The 22,162-nt window shown below is 61.1% G+C and carries 20 protein-coding genes; 9 read left to right on the forward strand and 11 right to left on the reverse strand.

The window, feature by feature from the left end; translation table 11 throughout:
* Positions 1-71: 71 nt before the first annotated feature.
* The 6 genes from ACQ4N7_RS19545 to ACQ4N7_RS19570 all read right to left on the reverse strand — a co-directional run bounded on the left by ACQ4N7_RS19545 (position 72) and on the right by ACQ4N7_RS19570 (position 6,092).
* Positions 72-848: a DevA family ABC transporter ATP-binding protein gene (locus ACQ4N7_RS19545; protein WP_430713166.1), complete on the reverse strand. Its 777-nt coding sequence runs from the start codon at positions 846-848 to the stop codon at positions 72-74.
* Complete coding sequence (devC, locus tag ACQ4N7_RS19550) at positions 845-2,017, reverse strand: ABC transporter permease DevC (RefSeq protein ID WP_430713167.1); 1,173 nt, start codon at positions 2,015-2,017, stop codon at positions 845-847. The genes ACQ4N7_RS19545 and devC (ACQ4N7_RS19550) overlap by 4 nt, the downstream gene beginning before the upstream one ends.
* 73 nt (positions 2,018-2,090) lie before the next feature.
* On the reverse strand, positions 2,091-2,384 hold the full coding sequence (locus ACQ4N7_RS19555) for a hypothetical protein (RefSeq protein ID WP_430713168.1): 294 nt from the start codon (positions 2,382-2,384) through the stop codon (positions 2,091-2,093).
* Entirely contained in the window at positions 2,381-3,544 is a 1,164-nt protein-coding gene (devC, locus tag ACQ4N7_RS19560; RefSeq protein WP_430713169.1) for an ABC transporter permease DevC, read from the reverse strand. Before devC (ACQ4N7_RS19560) ends, ACQ4N7_RS19555 begins: the two co-directional genes overlap by 4 nt.
* Before the next feature lie 8 nt (positions 3,545-3,552).
* Positions 3,553-4,725: an efflux RND transporter periplasmic adaptor subunit gene (locus tag ACQ4N7_RS19565; RefSeq protein ID WP_430713170.1), complete on the reverse strand. Its 1,173-nt coding sequence runs from the start codon at positions 4,723-4,725 to the stop codon at positions 3,553-3,555.
* 398 nt (positions 4,726-5,123) lie between these two features.
* Positions 5,124-6,092 carry a FecR domain-containing protein gene (locus tag ACQ4N7_RS19570; RefSeq protein WP_430713171.1) on the reverse strand — a complete coding sequence of 323 codons (969 nt, stop codon included), beginning with the start codon at positions 6,090-6,092 and terminating at the stop codon, positions 5,124-5,126.
* A 437-nt stretch (positions 6,093-6,529) separates the two neighbouring features.
* Between ACQ4N7_RS19570 and ACQ4N7_RS19575 the strand changes: the two genes are divergently transcribed.
* Positions 6,530-7,807: a hypothetical protein gene (locus ACQ4N7_RS19575; RefSeq protein ID WP_430713172.1), complete on the forward strand. Its 1,278-nt coding sequence runs from the start codon at positions 6,530-6,532 to the stop codon at positions 7,805-7,807.
* A 159-nt stretch (positions 7,808-7,966) separates the two neighbouring features.
* On the opposite strand, the gene ACQ4N7_RS19580 is transcribed toward ACQ4N7_RS19575, so the two are convergent.
* Positions 7,967-8,545 (reverse strand): glyoxalase-like domain protein, encoded by a 579-nt coding sequence (locus ACQ4N7_RS19580; protein ID WP_430713173.1) that lies wholly within the window; start codon positions 8,543-8,545, stop codon positions 7,967-7,969.
* Between the two features lie 394 nt (positions 8,546-8,939).
* Between ACQ4N7_RS19580 and ACQ4N7_RS19585 the strand changes: the two genes are divergently transcribed.
* Entirely contained in the window at positions 8,940-9,704 is a 765-nt protein-coding gene (locus ACQ4N7_RS19585; protein WP_430713174.1) for an RNA polymerase sigma factor, read from the forward strand.
* 169 nt (positions 9,705-9,873) lie between these two features.
* Positions 9,874-10,884: a tetratricopeptide repeat protein gene (locus ACQ4N7_RS19590; protein ID WP_430713175.1), complete on the forward strand. Its 1,011-nt coding sequence runs from the start codon at positions 9,874-9,876 to the stop codon at positions 10,882-10,884.
* On the opposite strand, the gene cphA is transcribed toward ACQ4N7_RS19590, so the two are convergent.
* From cphA to ACQ4N7_RS19610, 4 genes are all read right to left on the reverse strand, one after another.
* Positions 10,885-13,593: a cyanophycin synthetase gene (gene cphA / locus ACQ4N7_RS19595; RefSeq protein ID WP_430713176.1), complete on the reverse strand. Its 2,709-nt coding sequence runs from the start codon at positions 13,591-13,593 to the stop codon at positions 10,885-10,887. It abuts the gene before it with no gap.
* A gap of 183 nt (positions 13,594-13,776) precedes the next feature.
* Complete coding sequence (locus ACQ4N7_RS19600) at positions 13,777-14,535, reverse strand: DUF1995 family protein (protein WP_430713177.1); 759 nt, start codon at positions 14,533-14,535, stop codon at positions 13,777-13,779.
* A gap of 23 nt (positions 14,536-14,558) precedes the next feature.
* Positions 14,559-15,722, reverse strand: a complete 1,164-nt coding sequence (locus ACQ4N7_RS19605) for a cysteine desulfurase family protein (protein ID WP_430713198.1) — start codon at positions 15,720-15,722, stop codon at positions 14,559-14,561.
* 136 nt (positions 15,723-15,858) lie between these two features.
* Positions 15,859-16,323 carry a DUF309 domain-containing protein gene (locus ACQ4N7_RS19610; RefSeq protein ID WP_430713178.1) on the reverse strand — a complete coding sequence of 155 codons (465 nt, stop codon included), beginning with the start codon at positions 16,321-16,323 and terminating at the stop codon, positions 15,859-15,861.
* Between the two features lie 92 nt (positions 16,324-16,415).
* Between ACQ4N7_RS19610 and glmM the strand changes: the two genes are divergently transcribed.
* From glmM to ybeY, 6 genes are all read left to right on the forward strand, one after another.
* On the forward strand, positions 16,416-17,936 hold the full coding sequence (gene glmM / locus ACQ4N7_RS19615) for a phosphoglucosamine mutase (protein WP_430713179.1): 1,521 nt from the start codon (positions 16,416-16,418) through the stop codon (positions 17,934-17,936).
* A gap of 124 nt (positions 17,937-18,060) precedes the next feature.
* A complete protein-coding gene (locus tag ACQ4N7_RS19620) occupies positions 18,061-18,825 on the forward strand; it encodes a hypothetical protein (RefSeq protein WP_430713180.1) in 765 nt (254 codons plus the stop codon).
* Positions 18,826-19,118: 293 nt separating this feature from the next.
* A protein-coding gene (gene prfB, locus ACQ4N7_RS19625) for a peptide chain release factor 2 (RefSeq protein ID WP_430713181.1) occupies positions 19,119-20,244 on the forward strand; the annotation gives its coding sequence in 2 pieces (ribosomal slippage) (positions 19,119-19,193 and positions 19,195-20,244; 1,125 coding nt in all).
* Between the two features lie 104 nt (positions 20,245-20,348).
* Entirely contained in the window at positions 20,349-21,299 is a 951-nt protein-coding gene (locus tag ACQ4N7_RS19630) for an isopenicillin N synthase family dioxygenase (protein ID WP_430713182.1), read from the forward strand.
* Between the two features lie 94 nt (positions 21,300-21,393).
* The gene (locus ACQ4N7_RS19635) at positions 21,394-21,591 is read left to right on the forward strand and encodes a DUF3285 domain-containing protein (protein WP_430713183.1); all 198 of its coding nucleotides are present in this window, start codon (positions 21,394-21,396) and stop codon (positions 21,589-21,591) included.
* Between the two features lie 3 nt (positions 21,592-21,594).
* Complete coding sequence (gene ybeY, locus ACQ4N7_RS19640) at positions 21,595-22,107, forward strand: rRNA maturation RNase YbeY (RefSeq protein ID WP_430713184.1); 513 nt, start codon at positions 21,595-21,597, stop codon at positions 22,105-22,107.
* Positions 22,108-22,162 lie beyond the last annotated feature (55 nt).

The raw sequence follows: 22,162 nt of genomic DNA on the forward strand, positions 1-22,162 counted from the left end.
GAGCGGAGTCAAAGGAGAGGGCATTGCCCACCATTAGCTTGGCGTGAAGCAACCAGCTTTTGGTCAGCCCCCTACATAATGAACATTTTTTGATCGAGGGATTTGGGGGCGTGGGAATCGGCAAACTGCTGGGGACTTTCGTCGGACTCTAGCCGCCCGTCGACCAGGTTGATGATGCGATCGGCCACGTCGAGAATGCGGTTGTCGTGAGTGACCATGAGAATGGTGCAGCCTTTTTCTTTGGCCAGGTGCTGCATCAGCGTTACCACGTCGCGGCCCGACTGCTTGTCGAGGGCGGCGGTGGGTTCGTCAGCCAGAATCAGCTGGGGCTGGTTGACCAGGGCGCGGGCGATCGCCACCCGCTGCTTTTGGCCGCCGCTCAGCGCTCCCGGCTTGTAGTCGGCCCGCTCGGCCAGCCCCACCTGACTGAGAATATCGACCGCCTGCTGCCGCTTGCCGCGAAAGTTGCCGGTCAGCTCCACGGCCATTTCTACGTTTTGGGCCGCCGTCAGCGACTCAAACAGGTTGTGGGCCTGAAAGATAAAGCCAATGTTGCGGCGAATTTCGACCAGCTGGCGATTGCCCAGGCCGACCAGCTCCTGCCCCAGCACTCGCAGGCTGCCATCGGTGGCCGATCGCAGCGCCCCGATCAGCGTCAGCAGGGTAGTTTTGCCCGAGCCAGAGGGGCCGGTCATAATCACAATTTGGCCAGGGTGCAAATCGAGGCTGATGTCGTAGAGCACCTGCTTGCGCAGGTCACCTTTGCCAAAGAAATAGTTGAGGTTGCACACCTGAATCGACGCCTCAGCGGCGACGGGCGAACTCGGGGTCGTGGATGGTGCCGTCATAGCCCAAATACCTCCGCTGGGTCAGTGCGCTGCACCTTACGTACCGCAATGGCACCGGAAATCAGGCACATAATGAACGTCATGATGTAAATGTTAGCGACTCGCTGCAGGGTCATCTGAAACAGCAGCCCGGTGACGGTGGCCCCCAGGTTATAAAACAGCGCGCTGATCAGCAGACCGGGGATAAACCCCAGCACCGACAAAATCACCGCCTCCTGAATCACCACCCCAAACAGGTAGGCGTTGTCGTAGCCGATTGCCTTCAGGGTGGCGTACTCCGACCAGTGGTCGGCCACGTCGGTGTAAAGAATTTGATAGACCAAGATAATGCCGACCACAAAGCCCATCGTGGTGAGCAGCGAAAAGACAAAGCCAATGTTGGTGTTTTCTTCCCAGTAGGTGCGCTCGCGGGCGATAAACCCCTCCGGGCCGTCCATGGGCAGCACCAGCACATCCTGGGGCAGGCCGTCGCGCAGGGTTTGCACCAGGATACCGACGTCGGTGCCGGGGGCCAGCTCAAGCAGGCCAATGTCGGCGGTGGCAAAGCTGCGCTCCTCTTCTTCGGGGCCGCGATTGGCAAAAAAGCGCAGAAAGTTTTGATCGCTCATGATCAAGTTGCCGTTGCCTGAGGCGAAGTCGGTGCCCAGGCTGAAGGTGCCGACAATGCGAATTTCGCGATCGGCCAGTTCGGTGACGACCCCTGTTTCGCGGGGGCCGACCTCGGCCCGCGATCGCTCGTCAATCAGGGCCGTGTTGGGCAGCCGTAGCTCCTGCTGTCGGGCCAGCACCTCGGGCATGGGCAGCACCGGGTCGGAGGGGTTGTAGGCAATTACCCGCACCGGGCGAGTTTTGCGGGTGTCGGGGTTTTTCCAGCGGGCATCGCTGAGGTAGATGGCGTAGGCTCCCTCCACGCCGTCGAAGGCCTGAGCCTGATACAGGCGGCGGCGGGCAAAGGCGCGGGGCACAAACATGTTTTCCTTCAGCCGATTGATGATCACAATGTCGCCGTTGAGCCGGCTGAGCAACTGCGTCTGGCTATCGTAGAGAGCGTTTTTGAAGCCCGTGAACAAAAACATCAGCAGCACCGCGAAGGCCACCCCCGCCATAGAGGTGAGAAACTTTTTGCGATCGTGCGTCAGGTTGAGCAGGGCCAGGGGAGTGCGGCGCATGGGGCGAAACCGGCGATTTTAGATTTGCAGATGGGTAGGGTAAGCAGTGCCCACCGCTAAACTCTGGGGTTGATCAGGGTTTTGGATAATTGGGCCGGGGTGGGTGTTGGGCATTGCCCAACCTACTGGGAGGCTGCGCCCCCGCTAACCGAGGGCAATCCAGCAAGACCTGGCTAGAGAGCTTCGACAGCGGCTGATCAACAGCGGGAAACAGCAGGGGAACCAGTCGCTTAGCCATACGGGCCGTCCTCAGGGAATAGGTGAGCTGCAGGGTTGAGGGAGAAGGCTGCCCCCGCCAGCGGGCGCAAGTCAGACACCGACAGGCCGACGAGTCCTCAACATTCCAAATCCAAGATCTGAACATCATGCAAATACCTCCGCTGGGTCAGCGGTAACGGCCTTACGCACCGAAATGAGCCCCGACAGGGCGCACATCAGCACCGTGAGCGTAAACACAAACAGCACCCGAAACACTGTCATCTGCATCGGCAGGGTGCCAGCGGTAGCATTCACCGCCAGTTCGTACAGTCCCAGGGCCAAAATTAGCCCCGGCACGTAGCCCATTAGCGCCAGCAAAATCGCTTCCTGAATGACGGTTTTAAACAGGTAGCCACCGCTGTAGCCGATCGCTTTGAGGGTGGCGTACTCGCGCAGGTGGTCGCGAATGTCGGTGTAGAGAATTTGGTAGACAATCACGGTACCCACCACAAAGGAGACCACAACCCCCAGGCCGAAGATGAAGCCAATCGAGGTGGTTTGAATCCAGAACTGGCTCTCTTTGAGCACAATTTCGGCCTTGGTGTAGACCTCTACATCGGCGGGCAGCTGATCTTGTAGCGCCGCTTTTACCCGCTGGGCGTCGGCCCCTGGCTCTAGCAGCACCAGACCTAAATTCACCTGATCGAGCGGTCGCGGGTCGAAGTAGCGGCGAAAGTTTTGATCGCTCATGATCAGGGTGCCATCGGCGGCAAAGCCCCCGCCCAGGTCGTACTGCCCCACCACGGTAATGCGGCGGCGATCGGCTTCGGTTTCGAGACCCACGGTTTGGGGGCCGAATTCGGGGCGCGATCGCCGGTCGATAAAGGCGGTGTTGGGCTGCTGCAGCGCCTGCCTACCCTCAAGGGCGTAGAGCTCCGGCATCAAAAACACCGGGTCGCTGGGGTTAAAGGCGTAGACAAACATGGCCCGACTGATCTTGGTTTCGGGGTTTTTCCACAGTGCGTACTCGGCGTAGAGCGGCATTACCCGCTGCACACCCTCAATACCAGCGGCCTGGTACAGCCGCTCGCGCGGGAAGGCCTTAGTCGAGCTGATTTCGAGCGACTGGGGCGAGATCAAGAAAATGTCGCCGTTAAACTCGTCATAGAAATTGGTGGTGGTGCTGACTAGAGCCCCGAGAAAGCCCAGGTTCATAAACATCAGCAGCACCGCAAAGGTGACCCCGGCAACCGCCACCAGCAGGCGGGGGCGATCGTGGCGCAGGTTGTACCAGGCGAGAGGAATGCGGGGCAGAGCAGGAAACTTCATGCGCCCCCTCACGACTCGATATCGATCGCAACATCCACCTGCAGGTTGGTGAGCGCTGCCACCGCCTCGCTCTGATCGACCGCCACGCGCACCTCAACCACGCGGGCATCGGCATTGGCGGCGGGGTCGTCGTCGAGCACGTCGTTTTTGGCAATTTGCAGGCCGATCTCGCTGACGGTGCCGGTCAGAGTCTCGCTAAAGGCCCCGTTGCGGCTGGTAATGGTGACCGGCTGCCCCACCTCGACCAGGCCAATGTCGGTCTCGTAGACTTCGGCTACCACCACCATCTGGTCGGTGTTGCCCAGGGCCAAAATCGGTCCATCGTTGGGCGATACGGCTTCCCCAGGGAAGGCGAAGATATCGAGCACCTGCCCCGCCTGGGGTGCCCGAATAATGGTGCGGGCCAGCTGGGCTTCGGCCAGGGCCAGGTTTTGGGCGGCAGAATCGACCTGGCTGGCCACCTGGGCCCGGGTGGTCGTAGCACGGGCCGAGGCCACCTGGGCCTCGGCGTTTCGGATGTCGCTGAGGCGGGCCTGCTCCAGCCTCTGTTTCGTCGCCTGGGCATTGCCCAGATCGGCACGCAGGCTGTTGACGGTCGCCTGCTGACGATCGAGTTCCTGACGCGATATGGCCCCCGATGCATTCAGTTCTTGAAAGCGGGCCAGATCTATTTCGGCCACGTCTAGCTCGGCCTGAAGGCTCTGGATGGCGGCCTGCTGAGCGGCGATCGCGGCCTGCTGCGGTCCGTCGATCTGCCCCACTCGCGTACTGGCCTCCTGCACCTGAGAGTTGCCCAGGGTGGTTTCAGCCGCCAGCTGGGCGCGGGCCTCGGCGAGCTGGCTGGCCGCTACATCGCGCTCGGCCCGGCGCACCGCATAGATGTCGAGGTAGGCCAAAACTTGGCCCTGCTCGACGCGATCGCCCTCCTGCACCTCCAGGCGATCGATGCGGCCCGACTCCGCCGTGGCGACATCGATTACCTGACTCACCGGCTCGACTCGACCCAGGGCCACCACTTTGACCTGGCGAGGCGGCGGCAGCTCGGCCTGCTCGCGGGCTTCCTGGCGGGCCTGCAGCACGTTGCGCACAACCAGAGTAGAGCCAGCCCCAACCACCAGCAGGGCAGCAATCAAGAGCCAAAAACCCGGCTTCTTCCAGGGCTGAATTGAATGGGCAGACATAGACAGCGGCAGATAACTGCTCTAAATTTAACTGAACGGTGTAGTTTAGTCAATGTCCTAAAGGTGGCCTCTCTCTAAATCTGATGGTCGCAGCGGCAGCCCAAAATTACTCTCTGTGATGAGACACTGAGAGCTACTGATAAGCCGCACCACGTGGAGTACATCAACCGTCACACCGTTCGGATATGGCCATTGCCACTGCGGTCAGGACGCTTTAAAGTTTTTGGCGCGATCGCTTTACGCCAGTCTGCCGTCTGGGTTTTCCCCCAGCGCACTGGCCATCGCCCCATACGGCAGGTCATCGCCCCAGGATTTACCCCAGGCAGTGACCTTTGGTCTATAAGAAAAGAAGATTGGTCAGTGCTATATCCAGCGCTCTAGAGCGGCGATCGCCGCCACTAGGGAGTGACAGAAGCATCACCCGACTGAGGCTGGATGGCCGTCGGGACAGTGGCTGGGACCGCAGGCGAGGCAACGGTCGGAACCGGTGCCTCGGGCAGGGGATTGACCACGCCTGGCGGGGCGTCATTGTAGCGCCGCAGCGCTTCTACCGGAGAGAGCTGATCTAGGAGGCTGGCCTCCACGCTCTGAGGGGCAGCAACAGGAGCAACATCAGAAATCAGGGCGGGGTCTAGAATTGAGCCTTCTTGCTCAAACGGAGCCTGCTCCGCTAGGGCTTCTAAGAGGTTAGGACGCAGAGCCGTCAGAGGTTCATCCGCAGAGGGGCGATAGTTAGGGTCGCCTAGCCGTAGACCCGCCATCAGGTCGCTGGTTTGGTAAAACTCCAGCAGGTCAAATTCAACAATTTGCAGATTTGCCTCGTTGACAAACGCCATCTGGCCACCGTAGAGCGCAAATTCTTGCCCAGTAGTGGTGCCGGTCACCAGCACCGGGCCGGTGGAGGCAGTGGCTAGCGCCATGATCAGTGTTAGCTGCCGCGAGGGAACGTAGCGCACCACTACGGCGGTACTGTTTAGCCCCACAGTCGCGTTGGCGGTTTGAACGATGGTACGGCCTTGCCCAGGCGGCACAAAGACCGCCGCTGTGCCCTGGCTGAGGTACAGGCTGCGGGTGTTGGGCCAAAAACGCAGGTTGGCCTGCTCGCCAATCCGGGTCAGTGACCCGTCGTTAAACAGCACCTCGGCCTTGGCCATAGTGCCGGTGGTGAGGGTTTCGCCAGGGCAAAAACAATCGGCAACGGCGGCGGGGCGAGCGACTCCGCCCGCCGAGAGCAAGCTCACCTGGTTGGTGCTGCTGCGCAGCTTAGCCCAGGCCCAGGGCACCTCTGCTAGAGCCGGAGAGGCGATCGCAACACTGCCAACCATTGTCAGCAGCATCGCCAGAACATTATTGGTACGGAAAACCATAGCGGTGAAAAGCGACCACGAATTACGGTAGGCCTACAGCCTTGAGGTAGATGCGGCCAAAACGCCCTGGCTCTTAAATAGCCAAGGAGATACGGGTAGAATACCCCAGCAGTGACGGTGTAGCCCTAGGGGCAACGCCCTTAGCTGGAGGGAGGCAGCACCGAAGACACGCTGAAGGAGACATTTCAATGGGACACGTTGCACACTTAGCTCTATGGTAGGTTTCGGGCCGCGCCATTCTGGCTTAATACATAAATCTTGTGCCCCGGTTTATTAAAAATTTAGTGAATATCGACGTTAGTTTCAGGAATCCTCGGCCAGATCAGTGATTCTTCTGGTGACAATACCACCCACGTTTCTCTAGGCAATCTCCATTGGTTAAGCGGCATACCCCCCTTCAACTGGCGTTAGTAAGCCTCGGCCTGCTCTGTGGAGCGATGCCAAGCCAAGCCCATCCTGCCCCGACCAGCGGTGCAGCCGCTAATTCAGCGGCTCCGCAACCCGTAGTTGCCCTGGAAACGACTAATGAGGGCGATCGCGAAACTCCAGCCGCCAGCGCTTCTGCGTCGGAGACCTGGCCCAATCAGCCCACCGTCGAGGCTGCGCCGCTCGCAGACCATTCCCGAGAAACCATAGCCCCCTCGGCACAGCCTCAGGCGGATCCAGCGGTCTCTGCCCCTGCCTCCGGAATAGTTGCAGAGCAACCTGCTGAGGCGATCGCCGCCGACCCTGCTTTAAGCACCGACGCCTACCTGACCACCGCTGCCGCCCTGGCTGCTCCAGCTCAGGCCAATCGATCGCCTGGTTCTGCCGCCAGTCGCTCCGCTGAGCTGGCCCAGGCTGACGACCCTCCCGAGCTGCCCCAGGATCCAGAACTGGGGGTAATTCAGGTGCGCAGCCTGCTCGAAGACAACGATCTGGGTATTTTGCGCATTCGCGACCAGCCCCAGCTACCGACCCAGACGGCACAGCCCCCCGCCAAAATTGGGTTTTTCTCGGCTCGCCTGGCAATCGCCAGCAGCGACAATGTTCTGTTTGCCGTTAACGATGTCGGCGGGCTGACCAGCGATACTTTTCTGCGCCCTTCGATCGCCTTTGGCGTCTATCCCAGCCTGGGGCCTCAAACCGCCCTGATTGCCACCGCTGACCTGGGGTTACAGCGCTACAGCGCTCAGTCATCGCTTAACTACGACGATCTGCGGTTTCGGCTGGGGCTGCGTCAGGGGCTTAGCCCCCGCAGCTACGGGCAGATCATTTTCACCTACCAAGAGCTGTATCGGCCAGGGGGCAACCGGGGGCGATTTTTCAAAAATACGGCCCTGGGCCTTACCCTGGGCCGCCGCGACCCCATTTTGCCAAAGCTGGCCCTCGACTCGTACTATCTACTCCAGTTCAACGATGCTCAATCGACCAGCGGCGGCACCGCCACCGACTTCAGCCGCATTTTTCAGTCGGCGGGGGCCTACCTGGGCTACGATATCACCCCAAAAGTCCAGCTGGGCGTGAGCTACCAGCTCAACTTAATCGACTATACCGCCCAGCCCCGCTACGACACCTTTCAGCAGGTGCTGGGGCAGGTGGTGTATCAGCTCAACCCCAATCTGCGCCTGAACTTGTACGGCGGGGTCAGTTTTGGGCGATCGTCAGAGCCTCGGGTGCGGTTTAACGACACCTTCTTTGGGGCCGCTATCGATGCCACAATACCTCTGTTTTAGAAAAACAGTCGTGGCCGTTCCCTGAGAACAGCCGTTCCCTTCGACTTGCCGCTCCCTTCGACTTGCCGCTCCCTTCGATTTGCCGTTCCCTTCGATTTGCCGTTCCCTTCGACTCCGCTCAGGGAGCGGCAAATTGAAGGGCGATCCTGGCCTGCCAGTTTAGTCGTCGATTTCGGCGAGTTCGATCACCTGGTTGTCGTAGTCTCTAACCAAAAAATTGAGCGGCTTTTCGTTGCGAATTTTGTGCTGTACGCCGCCCAGCTGCACCCGCATCAAAATGTACTCCAGACAGTTGTGGTCGAAGCAGACGTGGCGCTGCTGGTTGCGATGGCCCAGGCTAGCCCCGCTGATCACGTGCAGCTGAGTATTTTTGCGCAGCTGATACCACAGCCCTTCGGGACTGCTGAGCGCACCCTGGTTGGCTAGGCTGGTGGCTCCGCCCAGGTACATGGGGTCAAGCCCAGCGGTACCCAGGGTTTGCTCGTAGTTGTAGTAGTAGTGCAGCGGCACCTCGGCGGCGGGCAGGTTGAGCATGCCCTCGTAGAAGCGGCGGGCGATCTCGAGGTCAGACACCATCACCGTGTAGACCTTGGGGGCGCTTTTGAGAAACATCCACATGGCCCCGGCGTAGGCCACCAGCAGCATGACCATTACCCCCTGGGTTGACATGATGCTGTCGAGGGGTAGCCCCAGCAGAGCGACTGGGGTGGGGTAGGTCAGGGATAGGTTAAACAACATAGGCCCATACAGGAGGTAATAAGACGGCGGCTGACGAAGTATTTATAACAGCAAGGCTGACCATTCTCAGTGTATCAACTCTGCAATAAACTCTCTTGCCCTAAAAACGGCCATCTTGATAGCTGCTTCACGTTCGTGGAGCCTGGATAATCATTGGTCGAAGCGAGGATTGCGATCGCCTTAAACCGCTCCAGGGTATGGGGGACGGGTGCCGGGGTAAAGCCCCCCCCAAATCGTTAAAACTTGTCAAGTCCGGCTGGTTTGAAAAAATTTAAGTCGCTAAAATCGCCACGCTAGGTATATTAGAGGCTGATTTATCCGCAGACTTGGTCGGCGGCAGACCTTGGCCCCAGCAGCGGTGGGGTGGTGGCGACTGTTTTTCACGGCTTAACCCATGTCTAGCACAGCGCATATTCCCAACTTTCCTGAGTGTGACCACCGGCTGGTGCAGGGGCTGCATCACCTGAGCGATCGCGAGCTGGTGCAGCTATTTCAGCACCACGGCGAGGCCGGGCGCTATTTCACGGCCATCTTCTGCCGCTACAGCCCCATGGTCTACAGCCTGATTCGCCACTCGGCGCGATCGCCCGTGCAGGCCGAGTACCTGTTTGCCCTCACCTGGCGGCACATTCTCCACGAGCTGGGCGGGGTTGAGTGCCCGGAGGCCGTGGCGGGCGAAGGACCGAGTGCTTTTACCCTGCAAAACTGGCTGATCAACATCACTGCTCTGTGCATCAACCAGGCGGTGGTGCCCGAGGTCGAGTCGATTCACTATTCTCTAGAGCAGGCGACCCCGCCCTTCTGGTGCTACGTCGAGCAGGCCCTCGATCGGCTGCCCGCCGTTGAGCGCCTGGTAGCCGTGATGGCCCTCACCTTTCGCTGGAGCGAAAACCGGATTGCGGCCTATCTGCAGGCCGAGGGCGAAACGCTCACCGCCGCCGAGGTGCGCCAAAAGCTAGGGCTGGCGTTTCAGCATTTAGAAGCCGCCCTGCCCGAGGACATTCGCCAGATCTATCTGGGCGATCGCCCCCTGCGGCCCGAGCCGCTGCCCGACGACCTCAATGACCTGCTAGATGTGCCCGATTTGGAAGGAGCAGGCCTAGATGAAATCAACCTGGTTGGCGCTGGGGGAGACCTGGGCAACGAATGGGCTAACTGAGTTAACCCGTCAACAACCGCTGACCCATCGCGTTCAACCCGACCCGTCCAGCCGGGGAAAGACTTGGGGGCCTATGCTTCATCCGAGTCCAGAGGTGAAGTTTTGCCGGTGGGGAAAATACAGATAGATCCCGAGCTGGACTTGGTATATGCCTGGGAGGGCACCCGAAATGAAGCATAACTACTTACTCATCCTGGGACTGTTGCCCCTGCTCGGGCTGAGCCAGCCAGCCTCAGCGCTCAACCTCGAAGAGCAGCTCGATATTCGCCCCCTCGACGCTACCCAGGGGCCGTCGCGAGACGTGGCCGACGGCTGGATGCAGCTGGGCAACCAGCAGCTGAGCGAGGGCAACCTGACCGATGCCGTAGATTCTTGGGCCGAGGCGGCTGAGATCTATCGGCTGCTGGGCGATGGCCAGGCGGCAGGGCAGGCCTATGGCTCCATTGGGGCTGCCTTTGCCACCCTGGGGCAATACCCAGAGGCTGAACGGGCGCTGGTGCTGCGCATTGGTACCGCCCGCGACAATGATGACCCCCTGGGCCAGGTCTACGGCCTCAACAACCTGGGCAACCTCTACGTCAACCAGGGACGGTTGACAGAGGGGCAGGCCCACTTTGAGGAGGCGCTGGAGATCGCTCGCGCGACGGGCGACCCGCGGGCGATTGGGCTATCGCTGAGCAACCTGGGCCAGGTGGCGACCCAGCGGGGCGATTTAGACGTGGCGGTGCGGCTGCTGGAGGCGGCGGCCAACTACCGCATTTTGGCCAGCGACTACCTGGGTGAGGCCCACTCCTCTAACAGTTTGGGGGATGTGTATGTGGCTCTGGGCCGTGAGACGAACGCGATCGGGGCCTACCGGGTAGGGCTGCGCGCTGGAGTCGAGGCGGGCAACAGCGCCCTGCAAATTCGAGCCATTGACGGTCTGCTGGGCATTTACCTGGACCGAGGCGAGTTAGAGATTGCCAAGCAGTACCTCGACCAGCGCAGCGCTCTGACCCTGGGTACATCTCCCCCAAACCTACAGACGGCCCTCACCTATCGCTGGCTGGGAGACTATTACCTCAAAACCGATGCGCCAGACCAGGCTGAACAGGCCTTTACCGAGGGGCTACAGATTGCGCGCCGCCTTCAGCAAAAATCTTTAGAAGCCGAATTTGTCAACCGCCTGCTGGCGCTGTAGCTACCTTTTGGCTGGGCCAAAGGGAGCCACCTCGGCGTACTGATCGATGGAGGGAGCGACGGCCTCGATCGCGCCGTTAGCCACTAAGGTCTGGTGAGGCAGCGGGTTTCGAGCCTTGATCAGGGCGATCGCTCGGGTGACGCTCTCGGGCAAAATCACCACCAGGCTGTCGTCTGGGGCGGCGTCGAGGGCGGTGTTGACGGCCTCGGTTTCATCGAGAATGGTGCGGTAGGTGGCCTCACTGATCACGTCCTCGATGCCGCGCACAATCCATTTGGCGGCATCGCCGCGATCGCGGCCGCGGGTATCGTCATCTTCTTTGACGATAATGTCATCGAACATTTGGGCGGACAGTTTGCCCAGGGTGATAAAGTCGTCGTCGCGGCGATCGCCTGGCCCCCCAACCACACCAATCCGCCGCCCCGGCCAGTTCTTCACAAAGCCGCCCAGGGCCTCGTAGCTGGCGGGGTTGTGGGCGTAGTCGACCAGGGCGTGGAAGCGACCCAGGTTAAACAGGTTCATGCGGCCTGGGGTTTGGTCGCTGGAGGCCTCAAAGGTGTGCAGCGCCTGGCGAATATAGCCGATATCGACCCCCTGGGCAAAGGCCGCCAAACTGGCCGCCAGCGCGTTAGCAATCTGGAAGGGAGCCTTGCCGCCCATGGTGATGGGTACCTTTTCGGCCTGCTCGATGCGCAGCAGCCAGTCACCCTTGAGAATGGACAGGTAGCCCTGCTCATAGACGGCGGCCAGCCCCCCCTGCTGGGAGTGCTTGCGCACCAGCTCGTTGTGGGGATCCATGGAGAAGTAGGCTACCTGGCTCTTGACCCGCTGGGCCATCGCCGCCACCAGGGGGTCGTCGGCGTTGAGCACCGCGTAGCCGCTGGGGCGCACGGTTTCGGCCACCACGCTCTTGAGGTGAGCCATGTCTTCGAGGGTTTCAATATCGCCCAGGCCCATGTGGTCGGCGGCGACGTTGAGCACCACGCCGATATCGCAGTCTTTGAAGGCCAGCCCCGATCGCAGAATGCCCCCCCGCGCCGTTTCCAGCACCGCCACTTCAACGGTAGGATCCTGCAAAATCACCTGGGCGCTCTGGGGGCCGGTGGTGTCGCCGGGCTCGACCATGTTATCGCCAATGTAAATGCCGTCGGTGGTGGTAAAGCCCACCATTTGCCCCGTCTGCCTAAAGATGTGGGCCGTCAGGCGGGTAGTGGTGGTTTTGCCGTTGGTGCCAGTGATGGCCACAACCGGAATGCGGGCCGGGGTGCCGGGCGGAAACAGCATCGACAGAATCGGCTCGGCCACGTTGCGGGCAATGCCGACGCTGGGACAGACGTGCATGCGCAGCCCTGGGGCCGCGTTGACCTCAACGATGACGCCGTCTACCTCGCGCAGGGGCTTGGAAATATCGGTGGTGACCACATCGATACCGGCAATATCGAGACCGATGGTTTTAGCGATTCGCTGAGCTACCCAGATATTGTCGGGGTGAATGTCGTCGGTGCGATCGATGGCGATGCCGCCGGTACTCAGGTTGGCGGTGGCCCGCAGGTAGCACATCTCGCCCTCGGGCAGTACGGTCTCCAGGCTGTAGCCCTTGCGGTCGAGCAGCTGCCAGGTGGTGCGATCGACCTCAATGCGGGTGAGCAGGTTGTCGTGGCCCACCCCCCGGCGCGGGTCCTGGTTGGTAATCTCGATCAGCTGCTCAATGGTCGATTTGCCGTCGCCGACGACGTGGGCGGGCACCCGCTCGGCCACCGCAATCACGCGCCCGTTGATCACCAGCACCCGGTGGTCGCGACCCCGGTAAAAGCGCTCAACAATCACACCCTTAGAGACGTCCTTGGCGGCTTCGTAAGCTTCTTCGGCGGCCTGGTAGGTGTCGATATCGATGGTGATGCCGCGCCCGTGGTTGCCGTCGAGGGGCTTAACCACAATCGGGTAGCCGCCGACGTCTTCGATCGCATTCTCAAGCTCGTCGAGGTAGTAGATGACCGTGCCCCGGGGCACCGGTACCCCGGCGTTGCGCAAAATCTGCTTAGTGCCCTCTTTGTCGGAGGCCAGCTCGACGGCCAAAATGCTGGTTTTGCTGCTCAGGGTGGCCTGCACCCGCTGCTGGTAGCGCCCATAGCCGAGCTGAATCATGGCTCGGGTCGAAAGCTGCATCCAGGGAATATCCTGGGTTTCGGCGGCGCGCACAATGGCCTCGGTGCTGGGGCCGAGGGCGGCATCGAGGCGAAACTCGGTGAGATCAACCAAATCTTGCTCAAGTTCGGCCTTGGCGTAGTGGCCGGTTTCGACCAGGCTGTTGCACAACCGCACCGCCGCCCGCGCCGCGTAGCGTCCGGCCTGCTCATTCTGGTACTCAAACACAACCTGGTAAACGCCGGGTTCGGCTACCGCGCGGGTGCGGCCAAAGCCCACCGGCATACCGGCCATCGTTTGCAGCTCTAGGGCCACGTGCTCAATGATGTGACCCATGTAGGTGCCCTGGCGCACCCGGCTCAAGAAGCCGCCGCGGTGCCCCGGCGAACAGAAGTGCTCGATCAGGCTGGGCAGCGTTTCGGCCAGCGCTTCATAAAACCCAGGAATTTGGTCGGAGGGGCGATCGGCGAGATCTTCTAGATCCAGCCGCATCAAAATCAGGTTGGGGTAGCGGATGCTCCAGAAATTTGGCCCTCGGAGAGTCTGGGTTTTAAGAATTCGCATGGGCTGTCGTAACTCACCAGTCTTAGAACAGGGTTAGCTTGAGAGTAGCGCGGATGATCGGGGCTGATCGGTCAAGGTGTAGTGAAGTATAACCCCAGGTCAGGGCTCAAGACAGTATCCCCGAGGCACGATCTTGCCGTAACGGAAGGAATAATGTCGTGCTTTTGATAGAGGTTGCCAAAGCTACTGGGTAAGCGCCCGAATAAACCCCTGTAGCTCGCTTAAAAAGCCGCCCCGTTTGCCCTTGAGCGTGCCATCGGCGGCGGTGCCTGGGTCTGCGGCGGTTTCGCCCAGCAAAATGCGATCAATCTCTTCGCCAGAAGGTTTTTGAGGCGTTTCAGCCAGCAAGTTGTAGCCTGCCTCGGTTTCTTGCCACACCTGCCAGGGGTGCGGGTAGCAGCGCAGCAGCACCGATCCCTCTAGGGGCCGCAGGTAGTAAATCGGCTCTAGTGTGCTGAGAAAGCGATCGCGCAGCTGCCGCCCGGCGTAGCCGATGCCAATCGTCGCTACGTCCTCTAGCTTGGGGTTGAGCATAATCACAAACTTGTCGCCGGCCTCGGTACACATGTCTTCGACCTGGTTGACCTCAATGGACGAGGGCTCGACAAACAGATAGGCCTGGTCGCCGGGTTCCATTTCGCTGTGCAGCTCGCCGATGCCGCGCACCACAAAGTCGGGGTTGCCCCAGTCGCGGCGGGCCAGGGCAGCCCCTCCGGCATCGGGAAAGTAGACTTTGAACACCAGGCCCAGCTCTTGCAGAGCGGGGTAAAACTGCTGGGCCACGGGCGCACCCTTCAGCTCGGAGTAGGCCAGCTCCACCACCATCCGGGGCACCCCGGCCCGAATAGCCGCCTGAGCGGCCCCGCGGGCCTGGGCGATCGCCTCGTCTAGGCTAGCCGGTACGGTGGTCACAGCAGAATTCAATGCACCATCTTGAGTCATGTCGGTTCTCAGGGTTAGTGATTCTACACAGGGGTGAGGGCCAGCGTGGCTAGGGTGCGACTCAGCACCTGGCGCAGCACCAGCGCCACCCAGTCGATGTCGGCGGCGGTGGTGTGCCGCCCCAGGGTGAGCCGAATGCCGCAGCTGGCGGCGCGATCGCTGTAGCCCATGGCCAGCAGCACCGGACTGGGGCTGAGCTTGCCGCTGCGGCAGGCCGCCCCAGCGCTAATGCCAATGCCGGCTAAATTCATCTCGCGCACCAGGGTGCGACCGCTGACCTGCTCGCCGTCGGCGGCAACGCAAAAGCTGGCGTGGTGGGGCAGTCGCTGGTAGCGATCGCCCGTGGGCGACAGTTCAGCCACGCTGGCTAGCTGGTCAAACAGGCGATCGCGCAGGCCGATCAGGCGCGGCGTTTCGGTCGCCATTTCCTCAGCAGCCAGGGCCGCCGCCGCCCCAAACCCGGCCAGGGTGGGCACCGCCTGAGTGCCCGATCGCAGGCCAAACTCCTGGCCGCCGCCGCCCAGCAGCGGCACCAGCTCTACCCCAGGCCGCACGTACAGCGCGCCGGCTCCCTGCGGCCCGTAGATTTTGTGGCTGGAGAGCGACAGCAGATCGACCGGCAGGGTCTGCACATCCAGCGGCAGCCGCCCGGCTACCTGCACCGCATCGGTGTGGAACAGTGCTCCGTGGTCGCGGGCGATTTGGCCCAGCGCCTCGATCGGCTGCAGGGTGCCGACTTCGCTCTGGCCGTAGATAATTGACACCATCACAGTGTTGTCGCGCAGGGCCTGACGCAGATCGCTGGGGCTGACTCGTCCCTGGGCATTCACCGGCAGTCGGGTTACCTGCCAGCCCAGCGCTTCGAGCTGCTGGGCCGGTTTTTCGACCGCTGAATGTTCTACTGACGAAATAATTAGGTGCTGGGGCACCCGGTAGCGCTGGGCGACTCCCATCAGGGCCAGGTTGTCGGCCTCGGTGCCCCCCGCCGTAAACACCACCGCCTCGGCGGGGGCATTGAGCAGCCCGGCCACCTGCGATCGCGCCTGCTCAAGCACCGTGGCCGAGCGGCTGCCCCACTGGTGCAGGCTAGAGGGGTTGCCCCACTGGTCGGCCATAGAGGCGCTGATGGCGGCGATCGCCTCCGGGCGCGGGGGCGTGGTGGCGCTGTAGTCTAAATAGATTTGCATGGTTGACATTGGCAAGAGAACAGCGCGCCCCAGCGGCACAGAACTCATCCTAGCAGGCAGCGCTGCTGCTAACGAGCACCGCTTTGCTCGGCCTTGGGGCAGCGCGGTGAACCTCAAACCTGCGGTCGGTCTGGCGCTATGTAAATAGATAGAGAGCCGGGAGCGGAGCATCAATGCCTGCGATCGCAACCACAGCGTCAGGATCCGCCCCAGCCTCTGGTTCGCCCTGGGCCAGGGGGACGGCGGCGGCCACCTCAGCCACGCGATCGGGGCCGGTCTGATGCAGCGTGGTCAGCCAGGCCCAGCCGCAGTCCACCAGGCGGGCTACGTCTACCCCGGCATAGGCGGGCTCAAAGGGGCGCAGACGATTGACCCCCTCCCCCAGCAGAATCGAGGCCCCCTGCCAGTTGTGGTTACCCAGGTGATACAGCCCCACAGCAATTTGCAGAATGCCCTGGTAAAACGGCTTTTCTAGGGTGTCGGCCTCCATCCAAATCGCTTCCAGCACGTCGTGGCAGCGGTAGTATTCGCCCCGATTAAATAGATCAATACCTTCCTTGAGGCTGGGATCAACACTTTCGGTAGAGGAATAATTGACCATAGCGATGGGTAGAACTGGCCCAGAGGGATAGTTCCATCCTAAGGCAGAGGTGCTATCCTCCACTGTGAGTGTGAGGTGTGAGGAAAATTAACATGGTAAGTTCTCCGGTAAGACCTACGGGCACAGTACCTGTAGACCCGCAGCAGGACGGTAGCAACAGCCCCAGCGCTGGGTCCCCCAGGGCTGAGGCATTGAGCCCTGAGCTGTCAGGCGCTGACTCCGGTGCTAAAGGACTGGCCCGACTGCCGCTGCCGCCAGGACCTTTGTTTGGCACCGATGGCATTCGCGGCAAAGCGGGCGACCTGTTAACCGCTCCTCTAGCCATGGACATTGGCTACTGGGCCGGGCAGGTCATGCAGGCCAACGGGCTGGCCAACGGACCAATCATTCTGGGCCAGGACTCGCGCACCTCTGGCCACATGCTGGCTTCGGCTCTCTCGGCGGGTTTGACCGCCGCCGGGCTTGACGTTTGGCACATTGGGCTGTGCCCCACCCCGGCGGTAGCCTACCTGGCCGAGTCTTGCCAGGCCCTGGGCGGCATTATGATTTCGGCCAGCCACAACCCCCCCGCCGACAACGGCATCAAGTTTTTTGGCGGAGACGGCACCAAGCTTGCCAGCCCGGTGCAGAAGGCGATTGAAGCGGCGCTGCGGGGTCAGCTGACCGGGCTAGAGGCGACTACCGCCTGGGGCCAGTGCTACTACCGACCAGAGTTGGTCAACCGCTACGCCAGCTTTTTGCACGAGCCGCTGCAGCCCGACCTCAATTTGACCGGCATGAAGGTCGTGCTGGATATGGCCTGGGGCTCGGCCACCCGCCTGGCCGAGCAGGTCTTCTTAGAAGCTGGAGCCGAGGTGATTGCGCTGCACGGTGCCCCCGACGGCGATCGCATCAATGTGGACTGCGGCTCGACCCACCTGGAACCGCTCAAGGCCGCGATCGCCCTGCACCAGGCCGACCTGGGCTTTGCCTTCGACGGCGATGCCGACCGGGTGATGGCGGTCGATGCCCAGGGCCGCGTGGTCGATGGCGACTATATTCTCTATTTTTGGGGCAAGCGCCTGCACGAGCAGGGACGACTGCCCAACCACACCGTGATCTCGACGGTAATGGCGAACCTGGGCTTTGAGCGAGCCTGGGAAAAACTGGGCGGCATCCTGGTGCGCACCAGCGTGGGCGACCAGCACGTCTACAGCGAAATGGTGAGCCGGGGGGCCAAGCTCGGCGGCGAACAGTCGGGCCACATTCTCTGCCACCACTACAGCCTCACGGGCGACGGCATTCTCACGGCGCTGCACCTGGCGGCACTGGTGCAAACCCTGGGCGGGTCTCTGGCCGCTCTGGTGGATGACAGCTTTACAACCTACCCACAAAAGCTGCAGAACGTGCAGGTGACCGATCGCGATCGCCGCCTCAACTGGCAAGACTGCGCCCCCGTTTGCCAAGCCGTGACCGCCGCCGAACAGGCGATGGGCAGCGAGGGCCGGGTGCTGGTGCGCCCCTCCGGCACTGAGCCCGTCCTGCGCGTCATGGTTGAAGCGATCGATGGGGGTCTGGTCGATCGCTGGACCCAGCACATTGTGCAGGCCGTCACCCAGCACCTGGCCGCTTAACCCCAGCAGGAACAGCTCAAAAATCGGCCCAGCTCTTTCACTGGAGCCAGCCATCCCGGCCACCATAGGGGCAGCTAAGGACTTTATCAGTTCTGGCTGCCCCTTAGCTTTGGAGCAATCAAATATGGTGGCAAGCGTTCTCAGCCTGAGTCTGGTGCTGATGCTGGTGTTAATTTTTGGCCTGGCCCAGTGGTGGCAGATTCCGGTGGGCAACTTGACCGACTGGGTGGTGGGGCTGGCCAGCTTCGGCTGGCTGCTGACCCTGACCACCGTGCCCTGGAACATTTACTTTGAGGCCAAGACCGCGCTGAGCGAAGCCGACCTCTCCAGGGAGAAGGGCATTGCCGTGGACGATCGCCAGGTTGACTACGTGCGATCGCTGGCCTGCTGGTCGCTGCGTCTGGTGCTAGCCCTCCACCTGCTCACCGCCCTGGGCCTGTATTTTCTGGCCAGCACGGGCGTCAGCCAGCTGGGCTACTGGGGCTCAGCCGCCGCCCTACTGCTCAGCGGCCTGCGCCCCGCCCTGCGCACCTACCAGTACTTCGCCACCCGCATTGCCGCTATTCAGCAGCAGTTTCAGCACCCGCGCGAAGATGTAGTGGAGTTGCGCGATCGCCTCACCCAGGCCGAAACCAAGCTAGAGCAGCTCACCGCCCAGCTTAATACCGACGACCCCGCCTCCTGGGCTGCCACCGAGCAGCGCCAGCGCCAGGCCCTCAGGCAAGATCTCACGGTTCTCGCCACGGAAGTTATGACTCTGACGGCTACCAATCAGACGGAACACCAGCGGTTGGCGTTTGAGGGGCAGCAGGCGATCGCCCAGCTCAGCGCCGACGGCCAGTTCCTAGAGCACGTTCGCGAAATTATTCGCTTCTTCAAAGCAGCATAGGAGGGTGAGGAGGGATGGGTTAAGAAAATGTAGGGTGCATTCGCGGCCAAAATCCTATTCTGCTTTTAGTTAATTGATCTTGCTGGCCGCAATGCACCGTCTGCATATTGCGAACTTCCAAAATTCCCATCCCAATATACGAATTTGGTGCATTGCTATCGCGAATGCACCCTACGAATTCACTAACTGAACCATTTTGCACCTTGAATTTTGAACTCCCCACCTTTGAATGCCTCTCAACCGCCCCCCACCAACATCCGCTATAGTGATCTTCCAGTCCACCACGGCACACCATGCTAGACACCACCGACCTCAAGCGTGAACTTGAGACGCTCACCGATCGCCTGGGTAAGACCCAGGACTATCTTTGACATTCCTGCCCTCGAAGCCAAAATTCAAGACCTGGAGCAGCTGGCGGCCCAGCCCGACTTTTGGGATGACCAGAGCAAAGCCCAGGACACCCTGCAAGAGCTGAGCGACTACAAGGCCAACCTGACTCAGCTCACCACCTGGCAGGCCAACCTTGACGACACCGCCGCCATTCTGGAGCTGCTGCAGGAGGACAACGACGAAGCCCTCTTTCAGGAAGCCCAGGGCACGGTCACTCGTCTGAGCCAGGAACTCGACCAGTGGGAACTCCAGCAGCTGCTGGCCGGCCCCTACGACAAAAAAGGCGCGGTGCTGACTATCAATGCCGGGGCAGGCGGCACCGATGCCCAGGACTGGGGCGAGATGCTGCTGCGCATGTACACCCGCTGGGCCGAGCGCCAGGGTTACCAGGTGCACCTGGTGGAAATCTCTGAGGGAGAAGAGGCGGGGCTGAAGTCGGCCACGCTGGAGATCACCGGGCGCTACGCCTATGGCTATTTGAAGTCCGAGAAAGGAACCCACCGCCTGGTGCGAATTTCGCCCTTTAACGCCAACGGCAAGCGCCAGACCAGCTTTGCCGGGGTGGAGGTGATGCCAATTCTCGATCAGAATATCGAGCTGGATATTCCTGAAAAAGACCTGGAAATCAAGACCTCCAGGTCGGGCGGGGCGGGCGGCCAAAACGTCAACAAGGTGGAGACGGCGGTGCGCATCACCCACCTGCCGACGGGGATCTCGGTGCGCTGCACCCAGGAGCGATCGCAGCTGCAAAACCGCGAAAAGGCGATGATTATTCTCAAGGCCAAGCTGCTGATTATCGCTCAAGAGCAGCAGGCCCAGGCGATCGCCGAAATTCGCGGCGACATGGTCGAAGCGAGCTGGGGTGCCCAAATTCGCAACTACGTGTTTCACCCGTACCAGCTAGTCAAAGACCTGCGCACCGGGGTTGAAACCACCGCGATCGACGACGTCATGGCCGGGGAGCTAGAGGCCTTTATTCAGGCCTACCTGCGTCAGGAAAATCAGGTTCTCCAGGAGCAGACCGTTTAAGCTCCAGCCGTTACCCTAGAGCCACCGCAGGGTGGGCACCGCTCACCCCCAGAGCATCCTTCTATAAGGATGAAGTTTTACAGTCAGGTGGCCAAGCCGTAACCATGCAAACCGAGATTCCCCTGGTCGATTTTTCGCCCGTTCTCACTGACGACCCGGTGGGCAAGATTCAGGTGGCGGCTGATATCTATCACGCCTGTCATGGGGTGGGCTTTCTCTACCTGACTAACCACGGTATTCCCGAGGAGGCGATCGCGGCGGCTTTTGCCCAGTCGCAGCAGTTTTTTGCCCTGCCTCTGGCCGAGAAACAGGCGATCGCCTGGTCGAGCGAGGTCAGCAACCGGGGCTATATTGGCCTGGAGCGCGAGCGGCTCGACGAAACCCAGCCCGGCGATCTCAAAGAAGCCTTCAACCTGGGCCGAGAAATGGACCCCGCCGCGATCGCCACTGCAGACGCAGCCCTGATGCAAAACCGCTGGCCCGCCCAACCCGCCGACTTCCGCGCCACGCTTACTCAGTTTTTTGACGCCTGTGCCACAGCGGCAGCCAAGATCTTTCGCGCCTTTGCCCTGGCGCTAGACATGCCAGAGGAGTTTATCGTCTCCCACCACACGGCTCAAAACTACACCCTGCGACTACTGCACTACCCGCCTATGCATGTATCTCCTCAACCAGGGCAAATTCGGGCTGGGGCGCACTCCGACTACGGCACCCTGACCCTGCTGTTTCAGGATGATGTGGGCGGCCTTGAAGTACTCAGCGCTCAGGGCAACTGGATTGCGGCCCCAGCGATCCCCGGTGCTGTGCTAATTAACACGGGCGATTTGACGGAGCGCTGGAGCAACGGCGTGTTTCGCTCGACCAGGCATCGGGTGAGTCTGCCCCAGGGCGAACAGGCCCAGCGAGACCGCTACTCCATCGCCTTTTTTTGTGAGCCCAATGCCGATGCCCTGATCAGCTGCCTGCCCACCTGTCAGGGGCCGGGCCATCCGCCCCGATACCCGCCGATCGCCGCTGGAGACTACCTGCTGAGCCGGTTGCAGGCCACCTACTAAGACAGAAAAGTAGTGCAAAGGAGGGCGATCGCCCTTACCCTACCGACCCCAAAAACCCGGTACATTAGAGCTATCTCGCCTTGGAGCGTCTCCTATGAGCCAGGACCAAACAACCCTAGACCCCGCCACGACCGATCAACCCTCCCCTGCACCCGCCGAAGCGCCCCCCAGCTTTGTCAAACTGGCCATGCGCAACATGGTCAAAAAGGGCGGCAAGTCGCTGTTTCACTTTTCGCTGACCGTGACCGCCCTGCTGAGCCTGCTGGTAGGCCTGGCCTACCTGACCCGTTAACCAATGGCAACTCCGACCCCGCCGACCCTTGAGGTGGCCCTAGAAACCAACCACCCCGCAGCGGCGGTGGTCACTAGCGACGAGTGGGATCGCTGGTTTACTCAGTGGGGCCAGCAGATGGCGCTGCAAGGATCCCCCATTGGGGCCTACGAACTGGCGCTCAAGCTGACCACCGACGCTGAAATTGCCGCCCTCAACCAGCAGTTTCGCCAGCTCGACCAACCTACCGATGTGCTCTCCTTTGCAGCCTTGGAGAACGACTTTCCGCTGACAGATGAACTTTTAGATACAGAGCCGCTGTACCTGGGCGACATTATTATTTCGCTCGATACCGCTACCCGGCAAGCCGCCGAGGCGGGTCACTCGCTGCGCTGGGAAACCGCCTGGCTCGCTGCCCACGGTTTTTTGCACCTGCTTGGTTGGGACCACCCTGACGAAACCAGCCTGGTCGCCATGCTAGATAAACAGAGCGAATTGCTCACCGCCGCTGGGTTAACGTCTGAAAAAGTAGGCTAAATTGGCCCTGATTCGTCCTCCACGGTACGGTATAGGGGCATATTGCCCGATCGCC

This window comes from Nodosilinea sp. AN01ver1, from assembly GCF_050565655.1.
Taxonomy (GTDB): domain Bacteria; phylum Cyanobacteriota; class Cyanobacteriia; order Phormidesmidales; family Phormidesmidaceae; genus Nodosilinea.